Origin of the sequence: Hydrogenophaga borbori, from assembly GCF_003417535.1 — a bacterium.
GTDB lineage: Bacteria > Pseudomonadota > Gammaproteobacteria > Burkholderiales > Burkholderiaceae_C > Hydrogenophaga > Hydrogenophaga borbori.
Map to the genome: position 1 here is coordinate 283,908 of NZ_QVLS01000001.1, position 16,279 is coordinate 300,186.

Sequence of the window (16,279 nt, forward strand, 5' to 3'; positions counted from 1 at the left end):
GATAGGCGCGCCGGGGGGCGCTCAGGCCGGCGGCGGGCCGAGCCGTTCGTCCACGGCCGCGAAGAAGGCCGGGTCGATGTCGAGCACCAGTGGCACGGCCCAGAGGTCGGGGCGTGCGCTGGTGGACAGCTTCACCAGGTCTTTCTCGGTGCACAGCACCGGGCCCGGCGCGCCGCGCAGGGCCTGCTCGAGGCTGGCGGCGCCGGCGTGGTCCGCCAGCGCGAGGGTGGCGGACAACCGCAGGCCGCGCGCGCGCAGCATGTCGAAGAAGGCTTCGGGCCGCGCGATCCCGGCCACGGCGGTGAGCGCCTGGCCCCGCAGGGACTCCAGCGCCAGCCTGTCGCCGCGCGCGTTCACGGCGCGCGGCGCGAGCGAGCGCCGCGCGCCAAAGGCCGGCAGGCCGCCGGCCAGTGGCGCGGGGGGTGGGCCGCCATCGCGTGCCTGCTGAAGCACCAGCTGAGGCGCGCGCGGGGCATCGGTGGACGGCCAAGGCTCGCGCAGCAGGCCGGCGGGCAGCAGCCAGCCATTGCCCAGTCCGCGGTCGTCGAACACCGCCACGCGCAGGTCGCTGCCCAGGGGCCAGTGCTGCAGGCCGTCGTCGCAGACGATCAGATTCACCTCGGGGTGGGTGCGCAGCAGGGCCTGCGCGGCCTCGGCGCGCGCGCGGGCCACCCACACCGGCGCGCCGGTCGCACGGCGAATCAGCAGGGGCTCGTCGCCGCTGAGTGCGGCGTCGGCGTCGGCGGGCACGGCCTGGGGCGCTGCGCCCGCGCGGCCGTGTCCGCGCGAGACCACCCCCGGCCGCCAGCCGCGCCGCTGCAGGTGCTCGACCAGGGCGATGGTGGTGGGGGTTTTGCCGGCGCCGCCGACGATCACGTTGCCGACCACGATCACCGGCACCGGCAGGCGCGCGGGCTGGTGGCGCCCCGACCGGTACGCCGATCGGCGCCAGGCCAGCAGCCCGCCATAGAGCCAGGCCAGCGGCAGCAGCGCGCGCGCGGCCGGCCCTCGGCGCAGGCTCAGCGCCCGCCAGCAGGCCTCGAGGCGGGCCCGGACCGTCATGGGCTTGTCAGGGGCGCTTGCGCGCCGGCGCGGCGCTGGCGCTCTGCTGCGTGGCGAAAGTGATCTGCACAAGGCCCGCGCGGCGGGCGGCGTCCATCACGTTGATCACCGACTGGTGGGCGGCGGCGGCGTCGGCGCTGATCACCACCACGGTGTCGCGCCCGTCTTCCACGCTGGACTGCAGGGCGCTGGCGATGAGTTCGACACTGGTGCCTTCGAGCACCGTGCGGTTGACTGCGTAGCGGCCGTCGGCGCCCACGGTCACCAGCACCTCCTTGGGGTTCTGCTTGGGGGCCTCGGCGTCCGCCACCGGCAGGTTCACCTTGAGCTCGGTGAACTTGCTGTAGGTCGTCGTGAGCACCAGGAAGATGACGACGACCAGCAGGATGTCGATGAACGGGATCAGGTTGATCTCGGGTTCGTCGCGGTGACCGCGCGGGCGGAAGTTCATGGCTTGCGCACGCTGAGCAGGTGGCGGGCGAAACGCTCGGTGGACACCTCCATCGCCAGGAGGTACTCGTCCACGCGGGCGCGGAAGTAGCGCCAGAAGATCAGCGCCGGGATCGCGATGATCAGGCCGAAGGCGGTGTTGTAGAGCGCGATGGAGATGCCGTGCGCGAGCTGCGCCGGGTTGCCGCCGCCGGCCGAGATGCCCATGCCGTCGCCGGCCTGCGAGCCGAAGATCTCGATCATGCCGATGACCGTGCCCAGCAGCCCCAGCAGCGGCGCGGCCGAGGCGATGGTGGCCAGCGCGCCCAGGTAGCGTTGCAGTTTCGCGGCGGCGTGGCGGCCCGCGCCTTCCAGGTTGGCGCGCAGGTCCTCGGCCGTGGCCTTGGGGTTGGCATTGAAGGTGCGAAAGCCCGTGGCCAGCACCGCGCCGAGCACCGAGTTCTGTTCGAGCTGGGTCACCACGTCGGGGCCGGGGATGCCGTTGCGCGAGACCATGATGGCTTCGTCGAGCAGCTTGGGGGGCACGATGCGGCTGGCCTTGAGGCTCACGAAGCGCTCGATGACGAGGGCCAGACCGAGCACGGAACACACGATCAGGGGCCAGATCGGCCATCCGGCCGCTTGTATGATGGACAACAACTCAGGGCTCCGGTCTAGGGCGCGCTGGCGGCGCCGGGCAACAGCGCCGGATTATGGCCCAGCCCTCCGCGCGCTTGCCTTCCATCGAACGATGCGCGCGCCCTCTGCCGTGACGGCCGGACGCGCCCCCTGAAGTCCACACCGCCTGTGGACATCTTTGTGAAGAACCCGGCGGACAAGCCCCACAACCCCAGCGTTTGCGCGCTTTTCGACAGATTGATGAAAATTTGGGCAGTACAAAGTGCTTTGGAATCAAGGCACTGCGCGCCAAGCCTTGGTCTGTCGGGCTTTGGCGACATCAACCCCAGTATTGGTGCGGCTTGTGGACACGTTTGACCCTTTCGAGCCAGCAATGAAGCCACTGCGCATGGCCGACGGCCCAGGCGGCGCGCGTTTCTGGGCGGTTGGCGCGCTGGTACGAGCGGTGGCGGACGCCTTGGCTTCGCGCTTCAATCCCGTCGCGGTCCAGGGGGAGATTTCGGGCTTCTCGCGCGCGGCCAGCGGGCATTGCTACTTCTCGCTCAAGGACGACGCTGGCCAGCTGCGCTGCGCCATGTTCCGCCGTGCGGCCGAACAGGTGGGCTTCCCCGTGCGCGACGGCCAGCGCGTGCAGGTGCAGGGCCGGCTGGACGTCTACGGCCCGCGCGGCGACCTGCAGCTGATTGTGGAGAGCCTGCGCCTGGCCGGGCAGGGCAGCCTGTACGAGCAGTTCCTGCAGCTGAAGGCCGCGCTGCAGGCCGAGGGCCTGTTCGACGCCGAACGCAAGCGGTCGCTGCCCACCCAGCCGCGGCACATTGGCGTGGTCACCTCGCTGGGCGCGGCCGCCCTGCGCGACGTGGCCACCGCCTTGCGCCGGCGCGTGCCGCACATCCCGGTGACGGTGTTTCCCGCCTCGGTGCAGGGGGCGCAGGCCCCGGCCGAGCTGGTGGCCGCGCTGGCCGCGGCGGCGGCGCACCAAGGCCCGCGCGGCGCCTGCGACGTGCTGCTGCTGGTGCGCGGCGGCGGCTCGCTCGAAGACCTCTGGGCGTTCAACGACGCGGCCGTGGTGCGCGCGGTGGCGGCCTCGCCCGTGCCCGTGGTGGTGGGCGTGGGGCACGAGACCGATTTCAGCCTGGCCGACTTCGCCGCCGACCTGCGCGCGCCCACGCCCACCGCGGCGGCCGAGCTCTGCGCGCCCGACCGGCGCCAGCGCGAGCTCGAACTGGAGCGCCTGCAGGGCCTGCTGCGCCAGGGCGTGCAGGACGCGCTCGATGGTCGCGCGCAGCGGCTCGACCGGCTCGCGGCCCACCTGGGCCGGCCTTCGGCGCGCCTGGCGCAGGCGGGCGAGCAGCTGGCGCGCTGGCAGGGGCGGCTGCACAAGGGCATGGCGCTCGCGGTGCAGCGCCAGCATTGGCGGCTCGACGAACTGCAGGCCCGCCTGCCGCCCGCCCTCAAGCGCGGCCTGGACGCGCGCGCGCAGCGCCTGCGGCGTGCCGAGGACTCGCTGGCCCTGCTCGATCCGCGCCTGGTGCTGCAGCGCGGCTACGCCTATCTCACCGATCCGCAAGGCCAGGCCATCACCCGCGTGGCACAGGCTTTGCCGGGGACCGAGGTGCAGGCCACGCTGGCCGACGGCGTGCTGCCGCTGCGCGTGCGCGGGCCTGGCGCATAGGCCGCGCATAACCCCGCGGGCGATGCCGTCACCGGCGCTGCCTACAATCCGCCCCGACCCCACCCACAACCCATCAAAAAGAGGACGCACATGGAACACACCCTGCCCCCGCTGCCCTATGGCCTGGACGACCTGGCCCCGAACTACAGCCGCGAGACGCTGGAGTACCACCACGGCAAGCACCACAACGCCTATGTGGTGAACCTCAACAACCTGCAAAAGGGCACCGAGTTCGAGAGCATGGACCTCGAGTCCATCGTCAAGAAGTCCAGCGGCGGCATCTACAACAACGCCGCCCAGATCTGGAACCACACCTTCTTCTGGAACTGCATGAAGCCCAACGGCGGCGGCGAGCCTTCGGGCGCGCTGGCCGATGCCATCAAGGCCAAGTGGGGCAGCTACGCCGCCTTCAAGGAAGCCTTCACCAAGAGCGCCGTGGGCAACTTCGGCTCGGGCTGGACCTGGCTGGTGAAGAAGGCCGACGGCAGCGTGGACATCGTCAACACCGGTGCCGCCGGCACGCCGCTGACCACCGCCGACAAGGCCCTGCTGACCGTGGACGTGTGGGAGCACGCCTACTACATCGACTACCGCAACGCGCGTCCCAAGTTCGTCGAGACCTTCCTCGACAAGCTGGTGAACTGGTCCTTCGCCGAGAAGAACTTCGCCTGATCGGCATGCGCCAGGCACAAGGGCTCGAGGGGCGACCTTCGGGCCCTTTTTGCTGCCCGGCCCGCCCGGCGCGTGCAAATTTCTTCGTGCCTGTTTTGTATTGTGGGAGTTCGATCCCAAAATCAAAGGTTTGGCGCTTGCGCTGAAAGCACAATCACGGGATACGGATCACCGTATCCGCGCGACCTGTCCGCCTGCCGGTCGGCCAGCGCCGCACCCAACAACCTCCGGAGATAAGCCATGAGCAGCCAGCAACCCACCATCATCTACACCCTGACGGACGAGGCGCCCCTGCTGGCCACCAGTGCGTTCCTGCCCATCATCCGCACCTTCGCGGCGCCGGCGGGCATCAACGTCGAGACCAGCGACATCTCGGTGGCCGGCCGCATCCTGGGCCAGTTCCCCGAGCTGCTGACCGAAGAGCAGCGCGTGCCCGACAACCTCAGCGCGCTGGGCAAGCTCACCCTCAAGCCCGAGGCCAACATCATCAAGCTGCCCAACATCAGCGCCTCGGTGGCCCAACTCAAGGCCGCCATCAAGGAGCTGCAGGACAAGGGCTACAAGATCCCCGACTTCCCCGAGAACCCGAAGACGGACGAAGAGAAGGACATCCGCGCGCGCTACAACAAGTGCACCGGCAGCGCCGTGAACCCCGTGCTGCGCGAGGGCAACTCGGACCGCCGCGCGCCCAAGGCGGTGAAGGAATACGCCCGCAAGAACCCGCACAGCATGGCGGAGTGGAGCCAGGCCTCGCGCTCGCATGTGTCCCACATGCACCACGGCGACTTCTACCACGGCGAGAAGTCCATGACGCTGGACAAGGCGCGCGACGTCAAGATGGAGCTGATCACCAAGAGCGGCAAGACCGTCGTGCTCAAGCCCAAGGTCTCGCTGCAGGACCGCGAGGTCATCGACTCCATGTTCATGAGCAAGAAGGCCCTGTTGGCCTTTTATGAGCAGCAGATCGAGGACGCGCACAAGACCGGCGTGATGTTCTCGCTGCACGTGAAGGCGACCATGATGAAGGTCTCGCATCCGATCGTGTTCGGCCACTGCGTGAAGATCTTCTACAAGGAAGCTTTCGAGAAGCACGGCAAGCTGTTCGACGAGCTGGGCATCAACGTCAACAACGGCATGGTCGATCTGTACAACAAGATCGCCACGCTGCCGCAGAGCAAGCAGGATGAGATCAAGCGCGACCTGCACGCCTGCCAGGAGCACCGCCCCGAACTGGCCATGGTGGACTCGGCCAAGGGCATCACCAACTTCCATTCGCCCAACGACGTGATCGTGGACGCCTCCATGCCCGCGATGATCCGCGCCGGCGGCAAGATGTACGGTGCCGACGGCCGCCTGAAGGAAGTCAAGGCCGTGATGCCGGAGAGCACCTTCGCCCGCATCTACCAGGAGATGATCAACTTCTGCAAGTGGCACGGCGCCTTCGATCCCAAGACCATGGGCACCGTGCCCAACGTGGGCCTCATGGCGCAGCAGGCCGAGGAATACGGCTCGCACGACAAGACCTTCGAGATCCCCGAGGACGGCGTGGCCAACATCACCGACCTGGCCACCGGCGAGGTGCTGATGAGCCAGAACGTGGAGCAGGGCGACATCTGGCGCATGTGCCAGGTGAAGGACGCCGCCATCCGCGACTGGGTCAAGCTGGCCGTGAACCGCGCCCGCAATTCCGGTATGCCCGTGGTGTTCTGGCTCGACCAGTACCGCCCGCACGAGGCGCAGCTGATCACCAAGGTCAAGATGTACCTGCACGAGCACAACACGGCCGGCCTGGACATCCAGATCATGAGCCAGGTGCGCGCCATGCGCTACACGCTGGAGCGCGTCATCCGCGGCCTGGACACGATCAGCGCCACCGGCAACATCCTGCGCGACTACCTGACCGACCTGTTCCCCATCATGGAGCTGGGCACCAGCGCCAAGATGCTGTCCATCGTGCCGCTGATGGCCGGCGGCGGCATGTACGAGACGGGCGCCGGCGGCTCGGCGCCCAAGCACGTGCAGCAGCTGGTGGAAGAGAACCACCTGCGCTGGGATTCGCTGGGCGAGTTCCTGGCCCTGGCGGTGAGCTTCGAGGATCTCGGCATCAAGAACAACAACGCCCGCGCCAAGCTGCTGGCCAAGACCCTGGATGCGGCCACCGGCCAGCTGCTGGACAACAACAAGAACCCCAGCCCCAAGACCGGCCAGCTCGACAACCGCGGCAGCCAGTTCTACCTGGCGATGTACTGGGCCAAGGAACTGGCCGCGCAGACCGAGGACAAGGAAATGGCGGAGAAGTTCGCCCCCCTGGCCAAGGCCCTGGCGGACAACGAGCAGGCCATCGTCAAGGAACTGGCCGAGGTGCAGGGCAAGCCGGTCGACATTGGCGGCTACTACAAGCCCGACTTCAAAAAGCTGGAGACCGTGATGCGGCCCAGCGCCACCTTCAACAAGGTGCTGGCCTCGATGAAGGCCTGAGCCCGGGCGGGCCGCCCGCCGCCAGGGGCCCGAAGGAAAAGGCCGCCGGATCCGGCGGCCTTTTTATTTGCCGAAGGCCTGTCCGCTCAAGCGCGCACCGGCCTGGATGCCGCGCTTCTTGAACCAGCCCTGGTGCATCTCCAGCACGTAGCGCACCGGCTTGTCCGAGCAGTGCGAGTCTAGGCTCTGCGGCTGCATGTCCGCCAGGTTGACGATGGTGCCGTCGTCGTCCACGAAGGCCGCGGTCAGCGGCAGCAGGGTGTTCTTCATCCAGAAGCACTGGGTGGCGGCCTGCTCGAACACGAAGAGCATGCCTTCGTTGGCCGGCATCTCCCGGCGGAACATGAGGCCGATGGTGCGCGCCTGCGGCGTGGCGGCCACCTGCGCGTGGATGAGGTGCATGTTGGCCGACAGGCTGATGCGGGGCAGGTTGAGCTGCGGGCCGTCCTGGGACCAGGCCGGGCCCGAGGCCAGCAGGCACAGGCCAAGCAGTCGGGTGAACAGGGCTTTCATGCGGCGTGTGGGGGCGGTGACGAGGGGCTTGCATTGTCTGCCATCGGGGCAGGGCGGGCCAGAGCGCCCGGCGAAAGGCCAGCGTCTAGAATTTCCGGTCCCCCTCTCTCATTCGCCACCCGGAACGTTCCCCGACATGACCCAGCACATCAAGGTGCCGCCACAAGGCCAGAAGATCACCGTCCGAGCCGACCTGTCGCTGCAAGTGCCTGATGAGCCGATCGTGCCGTACATCGAGGGCGACGGCGTCGGCGTGGACGTCACGCCAGTGATGCTCAAGGTGGTCGACGCAGCGGTGGCCCGGGCCTATGGCGGGCGCCGCAAGATCCACTGGATGGAGGTCTACGCGGGCGACAAAGCGGTGAAGGTCTATGGCCCCGGGGTCTGGCTGCCCGAGGAGACCGTGGCCGCGCTCAAGGAGTGCGTGGTCTCCATCAAGGGCCCGCTGACCACGCCGGTGGGCGGGGGCATCCGCTCGCTCAACGTGACCCTGCGCCAGGAGCTGGACCTGTACGTCTGCCTGCGCCCGGTGCGCTATTTCAAGGGCGTGCCCTCGCCGCTGAAGGAGCCCGAGAAGACCAACATGGTCATCTTTCGCGAGAACTCGGAAGACATCTACGCCGGCATCGAATACGAGGCCCGCTCGGACAAGGCGCAAAAGCTCATCCGCTTCCTGCAGGACGAGATGGGCGAGACCACGATCCGCTTTCCCGAGAGCTCGGCCATCGGCGTCAAGCCGGTGTCCATCGAGGGCACCGAGCGCCTGGTGCGCCAGGCGATCCAGTACGCCATCGACCACGACAAGCCCAGCGTGACGCTCGTGCACAAGGGCAACATCATGAAGTTCACCGAAGGGGGCTTTCGCGAGTGGGGCTACGCGCTGGCCCAGCGCGAATTCGGCGCGACGCCGATCGACGGGGGTCCCTGGTGCCGCCTGCAGAACCCGAAGACCGGCCGCGACATCGTCGTCAAGGACGTCATCGCCGATGCCTTCCTGCAGCAGATCCTGCTGCGCCCGGCCGAGTACGCGGTGGTCGCCACGCTCAACCTCAACGGCGACTACATCTCCGACGCGGTGGCCGCGCAGGTCGGCGGCATCGGCATCGCGCCCGGCGCGAACATGAGCGACTCCGTGGCCTGCTTCGAGGCCACGCACGGCACGGCGCCCAAGTACGCCGGCAAGGACTACGTGAACCCGGGTTCCATGATCCTGTCGGCCGAGATGATGCTGCGCCACATGGGCTGGAAGGAAGCCGCCGACCTGCTCATCGCCTCGATGGAAAAGGCCATCCTGTCCAAGAAGGTCACCTACGACTTCGCCCGCCTCATGGACGGCGCCTCGCAGGTGAGCTGCTCAGGCTTCGGCCAGGTGATGATCGACCAGATGGAGTGAGCGGTGCGGCTCAGCGCGGCGGGCCCTCGGGCAGCAGCCGCCGCAAGCCGGCGCCAACCGCCGCGCGGATGCGCGGGCTGTGCAGGCAGGCCGCGCCCACCAGGCCCAGCGTGGACCCGACCACCGTGTCCATCAGTCGGGCCTGCATCAGCGGCTGCGGCGCCGCCACGAAACCCTGTCCCGCTTCCGCCAGCAGCAGCGCCAGCGGCGTGATGAAGACGGCCGCCAGCCCGTAGTGGCGCACCACCAGGGTCTCGATCACCAGGGTCAGCGCCGTGACCACGGCGGCCACGGTCCATGGCCCCAGTGGCAGTTGGACGATGCCGAGGAACACCAGCAGGCCGAGCGCGGTGCCGAGGGTGCGCTGCACCTGCCGCGTCCAGGCCGCGCGCAGCGAGGCGCCCTGGATGATGGCCAGGCAGCTCACCGGTACCCAGTAGGGCCGGTCCAGCTGCAGGGCGTGCGCCGCCACCAGCGACAGGCCGACGAAGCCGCCGATCATCACCGAGTCCACCACCACGTGGTCGAAGCCCGGCTGCGCGGGCGCGCTCGGCGCCGGCACGCCGTGCCGGCTCACGATGTGCAGGCTGTAGAAGAAGGCGATGGCGACGGCCAGCACCGTGCCCAGCGCCACGGCCCCCACCTGGAGGATGGCGTCGCGCCCATGCACGGGGCTGTAGGCACCGATCGCCGCGGCCATGACGAAGAACAGGCTGCCGGGCGGGGGCGCCGCGTAGAAGCGGCAGACCATGGTGACGAGCACGGTGATGAGCATGAGCAAGGGCACCACCAGCGGCGGGACCAGGTGCCCCAGCAGGCCCAGCGCGTAGCTGCAGCCCATGCCGAAGGCGCAGGCCATCAGCCAGGCCATGCGGTGCGCCAGCCGCGTGGCGGGCAGGTGCAGGAAGACCAGACCGCCCAGCGAGCCGGCCAGACCCAGGCCCAGCTCACCATAGGCTGCGCCGATGAAGATCGGCAGGCCACTGGCGAGCGCGGCGGCCACCGGCATTTCCCAGGGCCGGTCGCTGCGGTTCACGCGCGCCAGCTGGCGCCATTCGTTGAGCAGAAAGGGCTTCAGGGCCATGGGTTCCCCGTCGGCGGCCGTGCCAGCGCGGCCGCCACGCGCGCGCGCAGGGCCGGCAGCACCTCGTCTTCAAACCAGGGGTTGTCGCGCAGCCAGCGGTTGTTGCGCGGGCTGGGGTGGGGCAGGGGCAGCAGCCCCGGGCCGCCGTCGCGCCAGGCGCGCACCGTCTCGGTCAGCGTGGCGCGGGCCGCCGGCCCCAGGTGCCAGGCCTGTGCGTGGCGGCCGACCGCCAGCACCAGTTCCACCCGCGGGAGCTGAGCCAGCAAGGCGGCGCGCCAGGCCGGGGCGCATTCCGGGCGGGGCGGCAGGTCACCGCCCGGGCCGGTGCCGGGGTAGCACAGGCCCATGGGCAACAGGGCCACGGCGCTTGGGTCGTAAAAGGTGCGGGTGTCCACGCCCATCCAGTCGCGCAGGCGCTTGCCGCTCGCGTCGTCGAAGGGAATGCCGCTGAGGTTCACGCGCCGCCCCGGCGCCTGGCCCGCGACCAGGACGCGGGCCGTGGCGCCCAGCTGCAGCACGGGGCGTGGCGGGTGCGGCAGCCGCTCCGCGCAGAGCCGGCACTGGCGCACCTCGCCCAGCAGGCGTTCGAGGGCGCTGGCGGAAGGAGAGGATGGGGTGCGCGAAGCCATGGCGGACCGGAAGGCGCCCATTGTCGCGCCCTGGCGACGGTGGGCGCGCCGGTGGGGCGTGGCCGAGCGCGCGGGCGCGCGCATCGCGCGGCGGTGCCGCCGCCAGTGGCGTCAAGGGGCACTGGGGCGGGTGGAAGAAACACCCCGCGCGGGCGGGCGGGGGCGTTTCGGCGAGGCGCGAACCGGTGTCAGCGCTGCTGCTGGGACGGGTCGCCGCGCTGACCGCCCTGACCACCCTGTTGACCGCCTTGCTGGTGGCGCGGGCCGTCCTCGGCGCGCTGCTGCTCCTGCTTGCGCGGGCTGGGGCTGTCGTCCGGGCGCGGCTGGCCGGCCTGGTTGCGGTTCTGACTCGGGTTCTGGGGATTCTGGTTCTGCTGCTGGGACGGGTTCTGTTGCGCCTCCTGCTGCTTCTGTCCCGCGCTGGGTTTTTGCTGGTTCGGGTTCTGGTTCTGCTGGTTCGGCATGTCGATCTCCTGGGGTTGATGAAGCCGTCGCCAACGCGGCGCCGACACGCAGCGATTGGCAATCCCCGTGCCCATCGCCTGCGCCGGCGACACGGCACGCGGCTTGCCCGCTGCGGTGTCTTTGCAGGAGGTCCGATATGCCCAAGCCCCCTTCACCGCGCCGTGGCGCGGCGGTGCCCCGCGCCGCACCGCGACAGTCCGTCAACACCGGCCAACCACCGCTGACGCCGGGCGCCGGTCCCCGCCCGCGGCACGAGGCACTCGAATTGCCTCACGAGCGCGACGAAGGCCTGCGCGCCACTCGGGCCGAGCCCGATCCCGTGATCGAGCAGGCCGGGCGGGACCTTGAGTCCGGCCAGGTGGACACCGACCTGCGCGCCACACCAGGCCTGGACGCACGGCGCCGCGAGGCGCTGCTGCGCCGGGGTGGCTGAGGCCCCGGTCGGCCGCCGGCCGGCTGGGCATGGCACTTGCCGGGGGTTGGCAGGCCGGCACGAGACGCCGGCGCCCTCATTTCCACAGCAAGGAGCATGTGATGGCACAGCAGGAACGCGGCCGCCCCCCGGGCGGCCAGGCCCAGGGGTCGGACCAGCACCCGTACGGCGGCCGGGGCGGCTATGGGCGCACGCCCGGCCCGGCGGAGCGGGAGGACGAGCGGCGCGCCCGGCCCCCGTCCCCACCGGGCGCCGGCCGTGGCCCGGCCGGCACGCCGAATCCCGAGGGCCCATCGAACGGAACACGGGACAGCGCTTCCGGCGACCGGCGCGGGCGCTGAACACTCGGCGGGCCCGCCTCCGTGGGCCCATTGGCCGGCCCCCGCGCCGGCCTTTTTTCGGGGCCGGCCTCAGCCGTGCCGGCGGCGCTTGTCCACCGGCTCGATGCGCAGCAGTTGCCGGTATTTGGTGACGGTGCGCCGCGCCACCACCAGGCCCTGGGCGGTGAGCTGGCGCGTGATGTCGGCGTCCGACAGCGGGCGCGCCGGGTTCTCGGCCTGGATGATGTCGCCGATCAGCCCGCGGATGGCGGTGCCCGAGCAGGCGTTGCCGGCCGCGCTGACCATGGGCCGCGAGAAGAAGTACTTCAACTCGAACACGCCCAGCGGCGTGGCCATGTGCTTGTTGTTCGTCACGCGCGAGACGGTGGACTCGTGCACGCCGACTTCCTCGGCGATCTCGCGCAGCACCAGCGGCTTCATGGCCATGGGGCCGAACTCGAGGAAGTGGCGCTGGCGCCGCACGATGGCCTGCGCCACGTCGAGGATGGTGGAGAAGCGCTGCTCCACATTGCGCAGGGTCCAGCGCGCGTCCTGCAGCTGCTCGCCGAGCGCGCCGCTGCTGCGGCTGCGGTGGCGCTGGTACAGCTCGGCGTAGACCTGGTTCAAGCGCACGCGCGGCACCACGGCGGGGTTGAGCTGCACCGACCACTGGCCGCGCTGGCGGCGCACGATCACGTCCGGCACGATGTAGTCGACGCGCGAATCGCCGACGCGCCAGCCGGGCCGCGGGTCCAGGTGGCGGATGCGGTCGACCACCGCTTCCACGCGGCGCAGGGGCTCGCGCAGCGTGGCGGCCAGGCCGGGCACGTCGCGCGCGGCCAGCGCCTGCAGGTGCTCGCCCACGATGCGCTCGGCCAGCGCCCGGCAGGGGCCGTCCTCCATCTGCCGCACCTGCAGCAGCAGGCATTCGCCTACGCCGCGGGCGGCCACGCCGACGGGCTCCAGCGACTGCACCAGCCGCAGCGCGACCAGCATCTCGGCTGGGGCCGCGGGCGGCGCGCAGGGCACCAGGCCGGCGATCTCCTCCAGCGGCGTGCGCAGGTAGCCGTCGTCGTCCAGCGACTCCACCACCGCGCGCGCCAGGGTCAGGTCGCGCGGCGTCAGCGCCATCACGTTGAGCTGGCCGTGCAGGTGCATGGCCAGCGTGGTGGCGCTGGCGGTGAGGTCCATGGCCGTGGCGTCGCCGTCGCCGGTGGGGCGCAGTGGCGAGCCGCCGTCGTTGATCCACAGCTCGCGGTCGTCGGTGCCACCGATCGGCCCGCTGTCCCACGCTTCGTTGGAGGCCTTGACCTGGGGTGCGGTGCCGTCGTCGCCGTCCGGGGTCTCGGGGGTCGCGGTGGCCGGGTCGCTGTCGTCCTCGCTTTCCAGGAAAGGGTTGTCGCCCAGCTTCTGGCGCACCAGCGCCGCGAAGTCCAGCGAGGACATCTGCAGCAGCTGCACGGCGCGCTGCAGGCGCGGTGACAGCGTCTGTGTGGGCGTGGGGGCCTGCAATGGCCGGATCTCGTTGCGCAGCGCGAGTCCCATGGAACCTCCTCTGGTGTGTGGGGCGCCGCCCGCCGGCGCCTGAAGCGCCTGTGTCGCAAGGCCTGTGCCGCCGCTGGCCGACGGGCGGTTGGTCGACCCGCAAGCCGCGCCCTGCCTGGTGTTGCGGGGGCGGGAAGGGGCGATCGAGTGGCCCGCTGGGCGGTGGCGCTGGGAAGAATCTGCCGCCCCGGGCGCGCGAATTGCCGCAAAAGCTGCCGCCCGCTCGATCGCGCGCTCGACCGCCCGCTCAATCAGGCGCTTCGTCCTGCAGCCAGGCGGCGCGTCGCTCGGCCAGTTCTGTCTCGAGGAAGGACCGCTGGTCTCCGGCCAGGCGGGGCCACACGTGGTGCCGCTGCCAGGCGGCGTGCGTGTGCAGCGCCTGCGCCAGCGCGCGCGCCTCGCGTTCGGTGTGCGCCAGGTCGCTCACGCGGGAGGCCAGGCGCTCCACGCGGGCCTGCAGGTCGGCGAGCTGCGATTCGGTCTCGCCGCGCAGGGCCGGGGCGGGCAGGCGCGGCAGCACCTCGTCTTGCTCGAAGCCCACGATGGCGCGCACGCGGCCGCCGATGCGACCCAGTCGCGCGCCCAGGTCGGTGGGGCCGGTGCCGGCGTCCACCAGCCGCTCGTATTCGGCGAACAGGCGCGCGAGGCGGTCGAACTCCTGTTCCAGGGCGGGCAGGGGCGAGGGGGTGGCGGTGGGGGTGGCGTCCATGGCCAGGGCAGGCAAACGGCGCACCCGAGGCGCACCCGGGCGGGCGCGCCTTTTGCCCGCGACCGTCAGAAGAACAAGAGAACCCTTTTCGCCATGGCTCTGCGCGTTCGCCTGATCCTGTTGGTCCTGGCCGTGTTGCTGCCCGCTGTCGGGGCGGCGGCCTGGGCCGCGCTGGCCGCCTGGCGCTCGGGCCAGGCCGCGCTCGAGCGGCAGGCCAGCGAGGACGCGCGCGCCCTGAGCCGCGCGATCGACCGCGAGTTCACCCGCTACGCCGCCATCGCGCGCGCGCTGGCGGCCTCGCCGCTGCTGGACCACGCGCCGCGCCTGAGCGAGCCGGAGCGCGCCGCCTTCGACCGGGGCGTTCGCCGAGCGATCGATGGCTCGCCGGTGTCGGTGGAGCTGCTCAGTGCGTCGGTGCGCTGGCTGGACACCCGCCTGCCGGTGGGCGCGCCACCGAGCCGCCGCCCTTCCGGAACCCCCGCGCTGGTCGCCTCGTCCGGCGTGCGCGCGCTGGAGCGGGGCGAGGGCCTGGCCTGGGTGGAGCCGGTGTTTCGCCAGGGGCCGGGCCCGGCAATGAACCTGCGCCTGGTGGTGCCGCCGGCCGAACTGCAGCGGCTCATGGACCAGCGCTCCCTGCGCGAGGGTTGGGGGAGGCAGCTGCTCGATCCGCGCGGGCGGGTGGTGGCGCGCCGCCCGGCGCCGGTCGCGGCCGAGGCCGAGCGCGCGCTCGACGGCCTGATCCGCGAGAGCCTGGCGGGCCGGGGCGAGGGCCGCTTCGCGCTGCGCACGCCCGCGGGCGTGCCGCTGCGCGTCCACTTCAGCCGCACGCCGCAGGGTTGGACCGCGCTCACCACCGTGCCGCGCGCACCGCCCCCGCCTGCCTTCGCCGGCGGGGGCGGTGGCACCCTGCTGGCCACGCTCGCGCTGCTGGCCCTGGCGGTGGCCGGGGCCGCGTGGGTGGCGCGCGCCGAGCTGCACCGCCAATTGGCCGAAGCCGTGGAACGCGCGCGCCAGGCCGAGCGCGGGGCCGCCAGCCGCGAGCGGGTGGAGGCGCTGGGGCGCCTGACGGGGCGCGTGGCGCACGAGTTCAATAACCTGCTCGGCGTGATCAGCAACAGCGCCTACCTGATTCAACGCCAGGCCACGCAGCCGGCGCTGGCCATGCCGGTGGCCGCCACGCTGCGCGCGGTGGAGGCCGCGAGCCGGCTCACGCAGCAACTGCTGCGTTTCGGCGGGCGCCCGCGCGCGCGGCCCCGCACGCTCTCGCTGAGCGAGTGGCTGCCCGAGCGGCGCGACCTGCTGGGCGTGGTGCTGGGCCGGCGCGTCGAGCTGCACATCGAGGTGCCCGACGAGGAACTGAACGTCCGCGTCGACCCCGACGAGCTGGAGCTTGCGCTGGTCAACCTCGCGCTGAACGCGCGCGACACGCTGTCCGAGGGGGGGCGGGTGTGGGTGGGGGCCGAGCGCGCGAGCGCGGCGCTGTCGGCGGACCTGCCGGACGGCCGCTACCTGAGCATCGCGCTGCGCGACAGCGGCCCGGGCCTGGAGGCCGCGCGGAGCCGGCGCGTGTTCGAGCCCTTCTTCATGGCCCAGGAATCGACACCGGAGTCTGGCCTCGGGCTGAGCCAGGTGCGTGGCCTGTGCGCGCAGGCGGGCGGCAAGGCCGTGCGGCGCCAGCGGCCAGGGCAGGGCAGCGAGGTCGTGCTGGTGCTGCCCGCGGTGGCGGCCGAGGCGCCGGACGAGGTGCCGCCGAGGACCGCGGCGGGCGGTGACGGGCTGGCGCCGCTGCGCGCCCGCGTGCTGCTGGCCGAGGACAACGACGCGCTCGGCGACGTGACGGTGGCGCTCATTGAAAGCATGGGCGCGCGCGTGGAGCGCGCCGCGCACGCCGCCCAGGCGCTGGAGCGGCTGGAGCGCGGCCCCGCCGTGGACGTGCTGCTGACCGACCTGGCCATGCCCGGCGCACTCGACGGCCTGGACCTGGCGCGCACCGTGCGCCGGCGCTGGCCCGGCGTGCGCGTGGTGCTGATCAGCGCGCAGGGCGACGCGCTGGCCGAGGTGGAGAACTTCCCCGTGCTGCGCAAGCCCTGTGCCCCGGCGGTGTTGTTGGCGGCACTGCGGCCGGCGTCGGCGGATGGCTGGCCGGCCGCACCGGGGGCGGGCACGCCATGTGCCCCATGAGCGTGTCGCGCACCGCGACTGCGCGCGTGACCTTGTTCAACCCCTTCGAGGACAC

Annotated in this window: 15 protein-coding genes; 6 read left to right on the forward strand and 9 right to left on the reverse strand. The window is 71.4% G+C overall.

Translation table 11 applies throughout. From position 1 onward, the window contains the following. Positions 1-21 precede the first annotated feature (21 nt). From lpxK to DY262_RS01395, 3 genes are read right to left on the reverse strand one after another with little or no spacing between them, the layout of a single operon-like run. Positions 22-1,062: a tetraacyldisaccharide 4'-kinase gene (lpxK, locus tag DY262_RS01385; RefSeq protein ID WP_116957199.1), complete on the reverse strand. Its 1,041-nt coding sequence runs from the start codon at positions 1,060-1,062 to the stop codon at positions 22-24. Between the two features lie 7 nt (positions 1,063-1,069). Beyond that, positions 1,070-1,513 (reverse strand): ExbD/TolR family protein, encoded by a 444-nt coding sequence (locus DY262_RS01390; protein ID WP_116957200.1) that lies wholly within the window; start codon positions 1,511-1,513, stop codon positions 1,070-1,072. After that, entirely contained in the window at positions 1,510-2,151 is a 642-nt protein-coding gene (locus tag DY262_RS01395; protein ID WP_116957201.1) for a MotA/TolQ/ExbB proton channel family protein, read from the reverse strand. The genes DY262_RS01390 and DY262_RS01395 overlap by 4 nt, the downstream gene beginning before the upstream one ends. 352 nt (positions 2,152-2,503) lie before the next feature. Between DY262_RS01395 and xseA the strand changes: the two genes are divergently transcribed. The 3 genes from xseA to DY262_RS01410 all read left to right on the forward strand — a co-directional run bounded on the left by xseA (position 2,504) and on the right by DY262_RS01410 (position 6,952). After that, complete coding sequence (gene xseA / locus DY262_RS01400; RefSeq protein WP_116957202.1) at positions 2,504-3,802, forward strand: exodeoxyribonuclease VII large subunit; 1,299 nt, start codon at positions 2,504-2,506, stop codon at positions 3,800-3,802. A 90-nt stretch (positions 3,803-3,892) separates the two neighbouring features. Beyond that, complete coding sequence (locus DY262_RS01405; RefSeq protein WP_116957203.1) at positions 3,893-4,474, forward strand: superoxide dismutase; 582 nt, start codon at positions 3,893-3,895, stop codon at positions 4,472-4,474. Positions 4,475-4,714: 240 nt separating this feature from the next. Continuing rightward, on the forward strand, positions 4,715-6,952 hold the full coding sequence (locus DY262_RS01410) for an NADP-dependent isocitrate dehydrogenase (protein ID WP_116957204.1): 2,238 nt from the start codon (positions 4,715-4,717) through the stop codon (positions 6,950-6,952). 63 nt (positions 6,953-7,015) lie between these two features. Here the strand turns inward: DY262_RS01410 and DY262_RS01415 are convergent, their stop codons facing one another. Beyond that, positions 7,016-7,465: a DUF192 domain-containing protein gene (locus DY262_RS01415; protein WP_116957205.1), complete on the reverse strand. Its 450-nt coding sequence runs from the start codon at positions 7,463-7,465 to the stop codon at positions 7,016-7,018. Between the two features lie 136 nt (positions 7,466-7,601). Between DY262_RS01415 and icd the strand changes: the two genes are divergently transcribed. Then, on the forward strand, positions 7,602-8,858 hold the full coding sequence (gene icd / locus DY262_RS01420) for an NADP-dependent isocitrate dehydrogenase (RefSeq protein WP_116957206.1): 1,257 nt from the start codon (positions 7,602-7,604) through the stop codon (positions 8,856-8,858). 10 nt (positions 8,859-8,868) lie between these two features. Here icd and DY262_RS01425 read toward each other — a convergent pair whose 3' ends face one another. The 3 genes from DY262_RS01425 to DY262_RS01435 form a co-directional block, all read right to left on the reverse strand. Next, positions 8,869-9,942, reverse strand: a complete 1,074-nt coding sequence (locus tag DY262_RS01425; protein ID WP_116957207.1) for an FUSC family protein — start codon at positions 9,940-9,942, stop codon at positions 8,869-8,871. Then, complete coding sequence (locus tag DY262_RS01430) at positions 9,933-10,571, reverse strand: uracil-DNA glycosylase family protein (protein ID WP_116957533.1); 639 nt, start codon at positions 10,569-10,571, stop codon at positions 9,933-9,935. The genes DY262_RS01425 and DY262_RS01430 overlap by 10 nt, the downstream gene beginning before the upstream one ends. A 188-nt stretch (positions 10,572-10,759) precedes the next feature. Next, a complete protein-coding gene (locus DY262_RS01435) occupies positions 10,760-11,035 on the reverse strand; it encodes a hypothetical protein (RefSeq protein WP_116957208.1) in 276 nt (91 codons plus the stop codon). A gap of 137 nt (positions 11,036-11,172) precedes the next feature. Here DY262_RS01435 and DY262_RS01440 point away from each other — a divergent pair, with 137 nt between their 5' ends. Next, positions 11,173-11,469 (forward strand): hypothetical protein, encoded by a 297-nt coding sequence (locus DY262_RS01440; RefSeq protein ID WP_181936373.1) that lies wholly within the window; start codon positions 11,173-11,175, stop codon positions 11,467-11,469. A 410-nt stretch (positions 11,470-11,879) separates the two neighbouring features. On the opposite strand, the gene rpoN is transcribed toward DY262_RS01440, so the two are convergent. After that, positions 11,880-13,334 carry an RNA polymerase factor sigma-54 gene (gene rpoN, locus DY262_RS01445; protein WP_116957210.1) on the reverse strand — a complete coding sequence of 485 codons (1,455 nt, stop codon included), beginning with the start codon at positions 13,332-13,334 and terminating at the stop codon, positions 11,880-11,882. A 247-nt stretch (positions 13,335-13,581) separates the two neighbouring features. Then, positions 13,582-14,043 carry a hypothetical protein gene (locus DY262_RS01450; RefSeq protein ID WP_147326154.1) on the reverse strand — a complete coding sequence of 154 codons (462 nt, stop codon included), beginning with the start codon at positions 14,041-14,043 and terminating at the stop codon, positions 13,582-13,584. Positions 14,044-14,136: 93 nt separating this feature from the next. Here DY262_RS01450 and DY262_RS01455 point away from each other — a divergent pair, with 93 nt between their 5' ends. Continuing rightward, entirely contained in the window at positions 14,137-16,224 is a 2,088-nt protein-coding gene (locus tag DY262_RS01455) for a response regulator (protein ID WP_116957212.1), read from the forward strand. The last annotated feature ends 55 nt before the right edge of the window (positions 16,225-16,279 follow it).

What these genes read in the sequence shown, in the direction of transcription:
- lpxK (WP_116957199.1), bottom strand. Translation starts at nt 1,062, where the DNA reads ATGACGGTCCGGGCCCGCCTCGAGGCCTGCTGGCGGGCGCTGAGCCTG.
- DY262_RS01390 (WP_116957200.1), bottom strand. Translation starts at nt 1,513, where the DNA reads ATGAACTTCCGCCCGCGCGGTCACCGCGACGAACCCGAGATCAACCTG.
- xseA (WP_116957202.1), top strand. Translation starts at nt 2,504, where the DNA reads ATGAAGCCACTGCGCATGGCCGACGGCCCAGGCGGCGCGCGTTTCTGG.
- DY262_RS01405 (WP_116957203.1), top strand. Translation starts at nt 3,893, where the DNA reads ATGGAACACACCCTGCCCCCGCTGCCCTATGGCCTGGACGACCTGGCC.
- DY262_RS01410 (WP_116957204.1), top strand. Translation starts at nt 4,715, where the DNA reads ATGAGCAGCCAGCAACCCACCATCATCTACACCCTGACGGACGAGGCG.
- DY262_RS01415 (WP_116957205.1), bottom strand. Translation starts at nt 7,465, where the DNA reads ATGAAAGCCCTGTTCACCCGACTGCTTGGCCTGTGCCTGCTGGCCTCG.
- icd (WP_116957206.1), top strand. Translation starts at nt 7,602, where the DNA reads ATGACCCAGCACATCAAGGTGCCGCCACAAGGCCAGAAGATCACCGTC.
- DY262_RS01425 (WP_116957207.1), bottom strand. Translation starts at nt 9,942, where the DNA reads ATGGCCCTGAAGCCCTTTCTGCTCAACGAATGGCGCCAGCTGGCGCGC.
- DY262_RS01430 (WP_116957533.1), bottom strand. Translation starts at nt 10,571, where the DNA reads ATGGCTTCGCGCACCCCATCCTCTCCTTCCGCCAGCGCCCTCGAACGC.
- DY262_RS01435 (WP_116957208.1), bottom strand. Translation starts at nt 11,035, where the DNA reads ATGCCGAACCAGCAGAACCAGAACCCGAACCAGCAAAAACCCAGCGCG.
- DY262_RS01440 (WP_181936373.1), top strand. Translation starts at nt 11,173, where the DNA reads ATGCCCAAGCCCCCTTCACCGCGCCGTGGCGCGGCGGTGCCCCGCGCC.
- rpoN (WP_116957210.1), bottom strand. Translation starts at nt 13,334, where the DNA reads ATGGGACTCGCGCTGCGCAACGAGATCCGGCCATTGCAGGCCCCCACG.
- DY262_RS01450 (WP_147326154.1), bottom strand. Translation starts at nt 14,043, where the DNA reads ATGGACGCCACCCCCACCGCCACCCCCTCGCCCCTGCCCGCCCTGGAA.
- DY262_RS01455 (WP_116957212.1), top strand. Translation starts at nt 14,137, where the DNA reads ATGGCTCTGCGCGTTCGCCTGATCCTGTTGGTCCTGGCCGTGTTGCTG.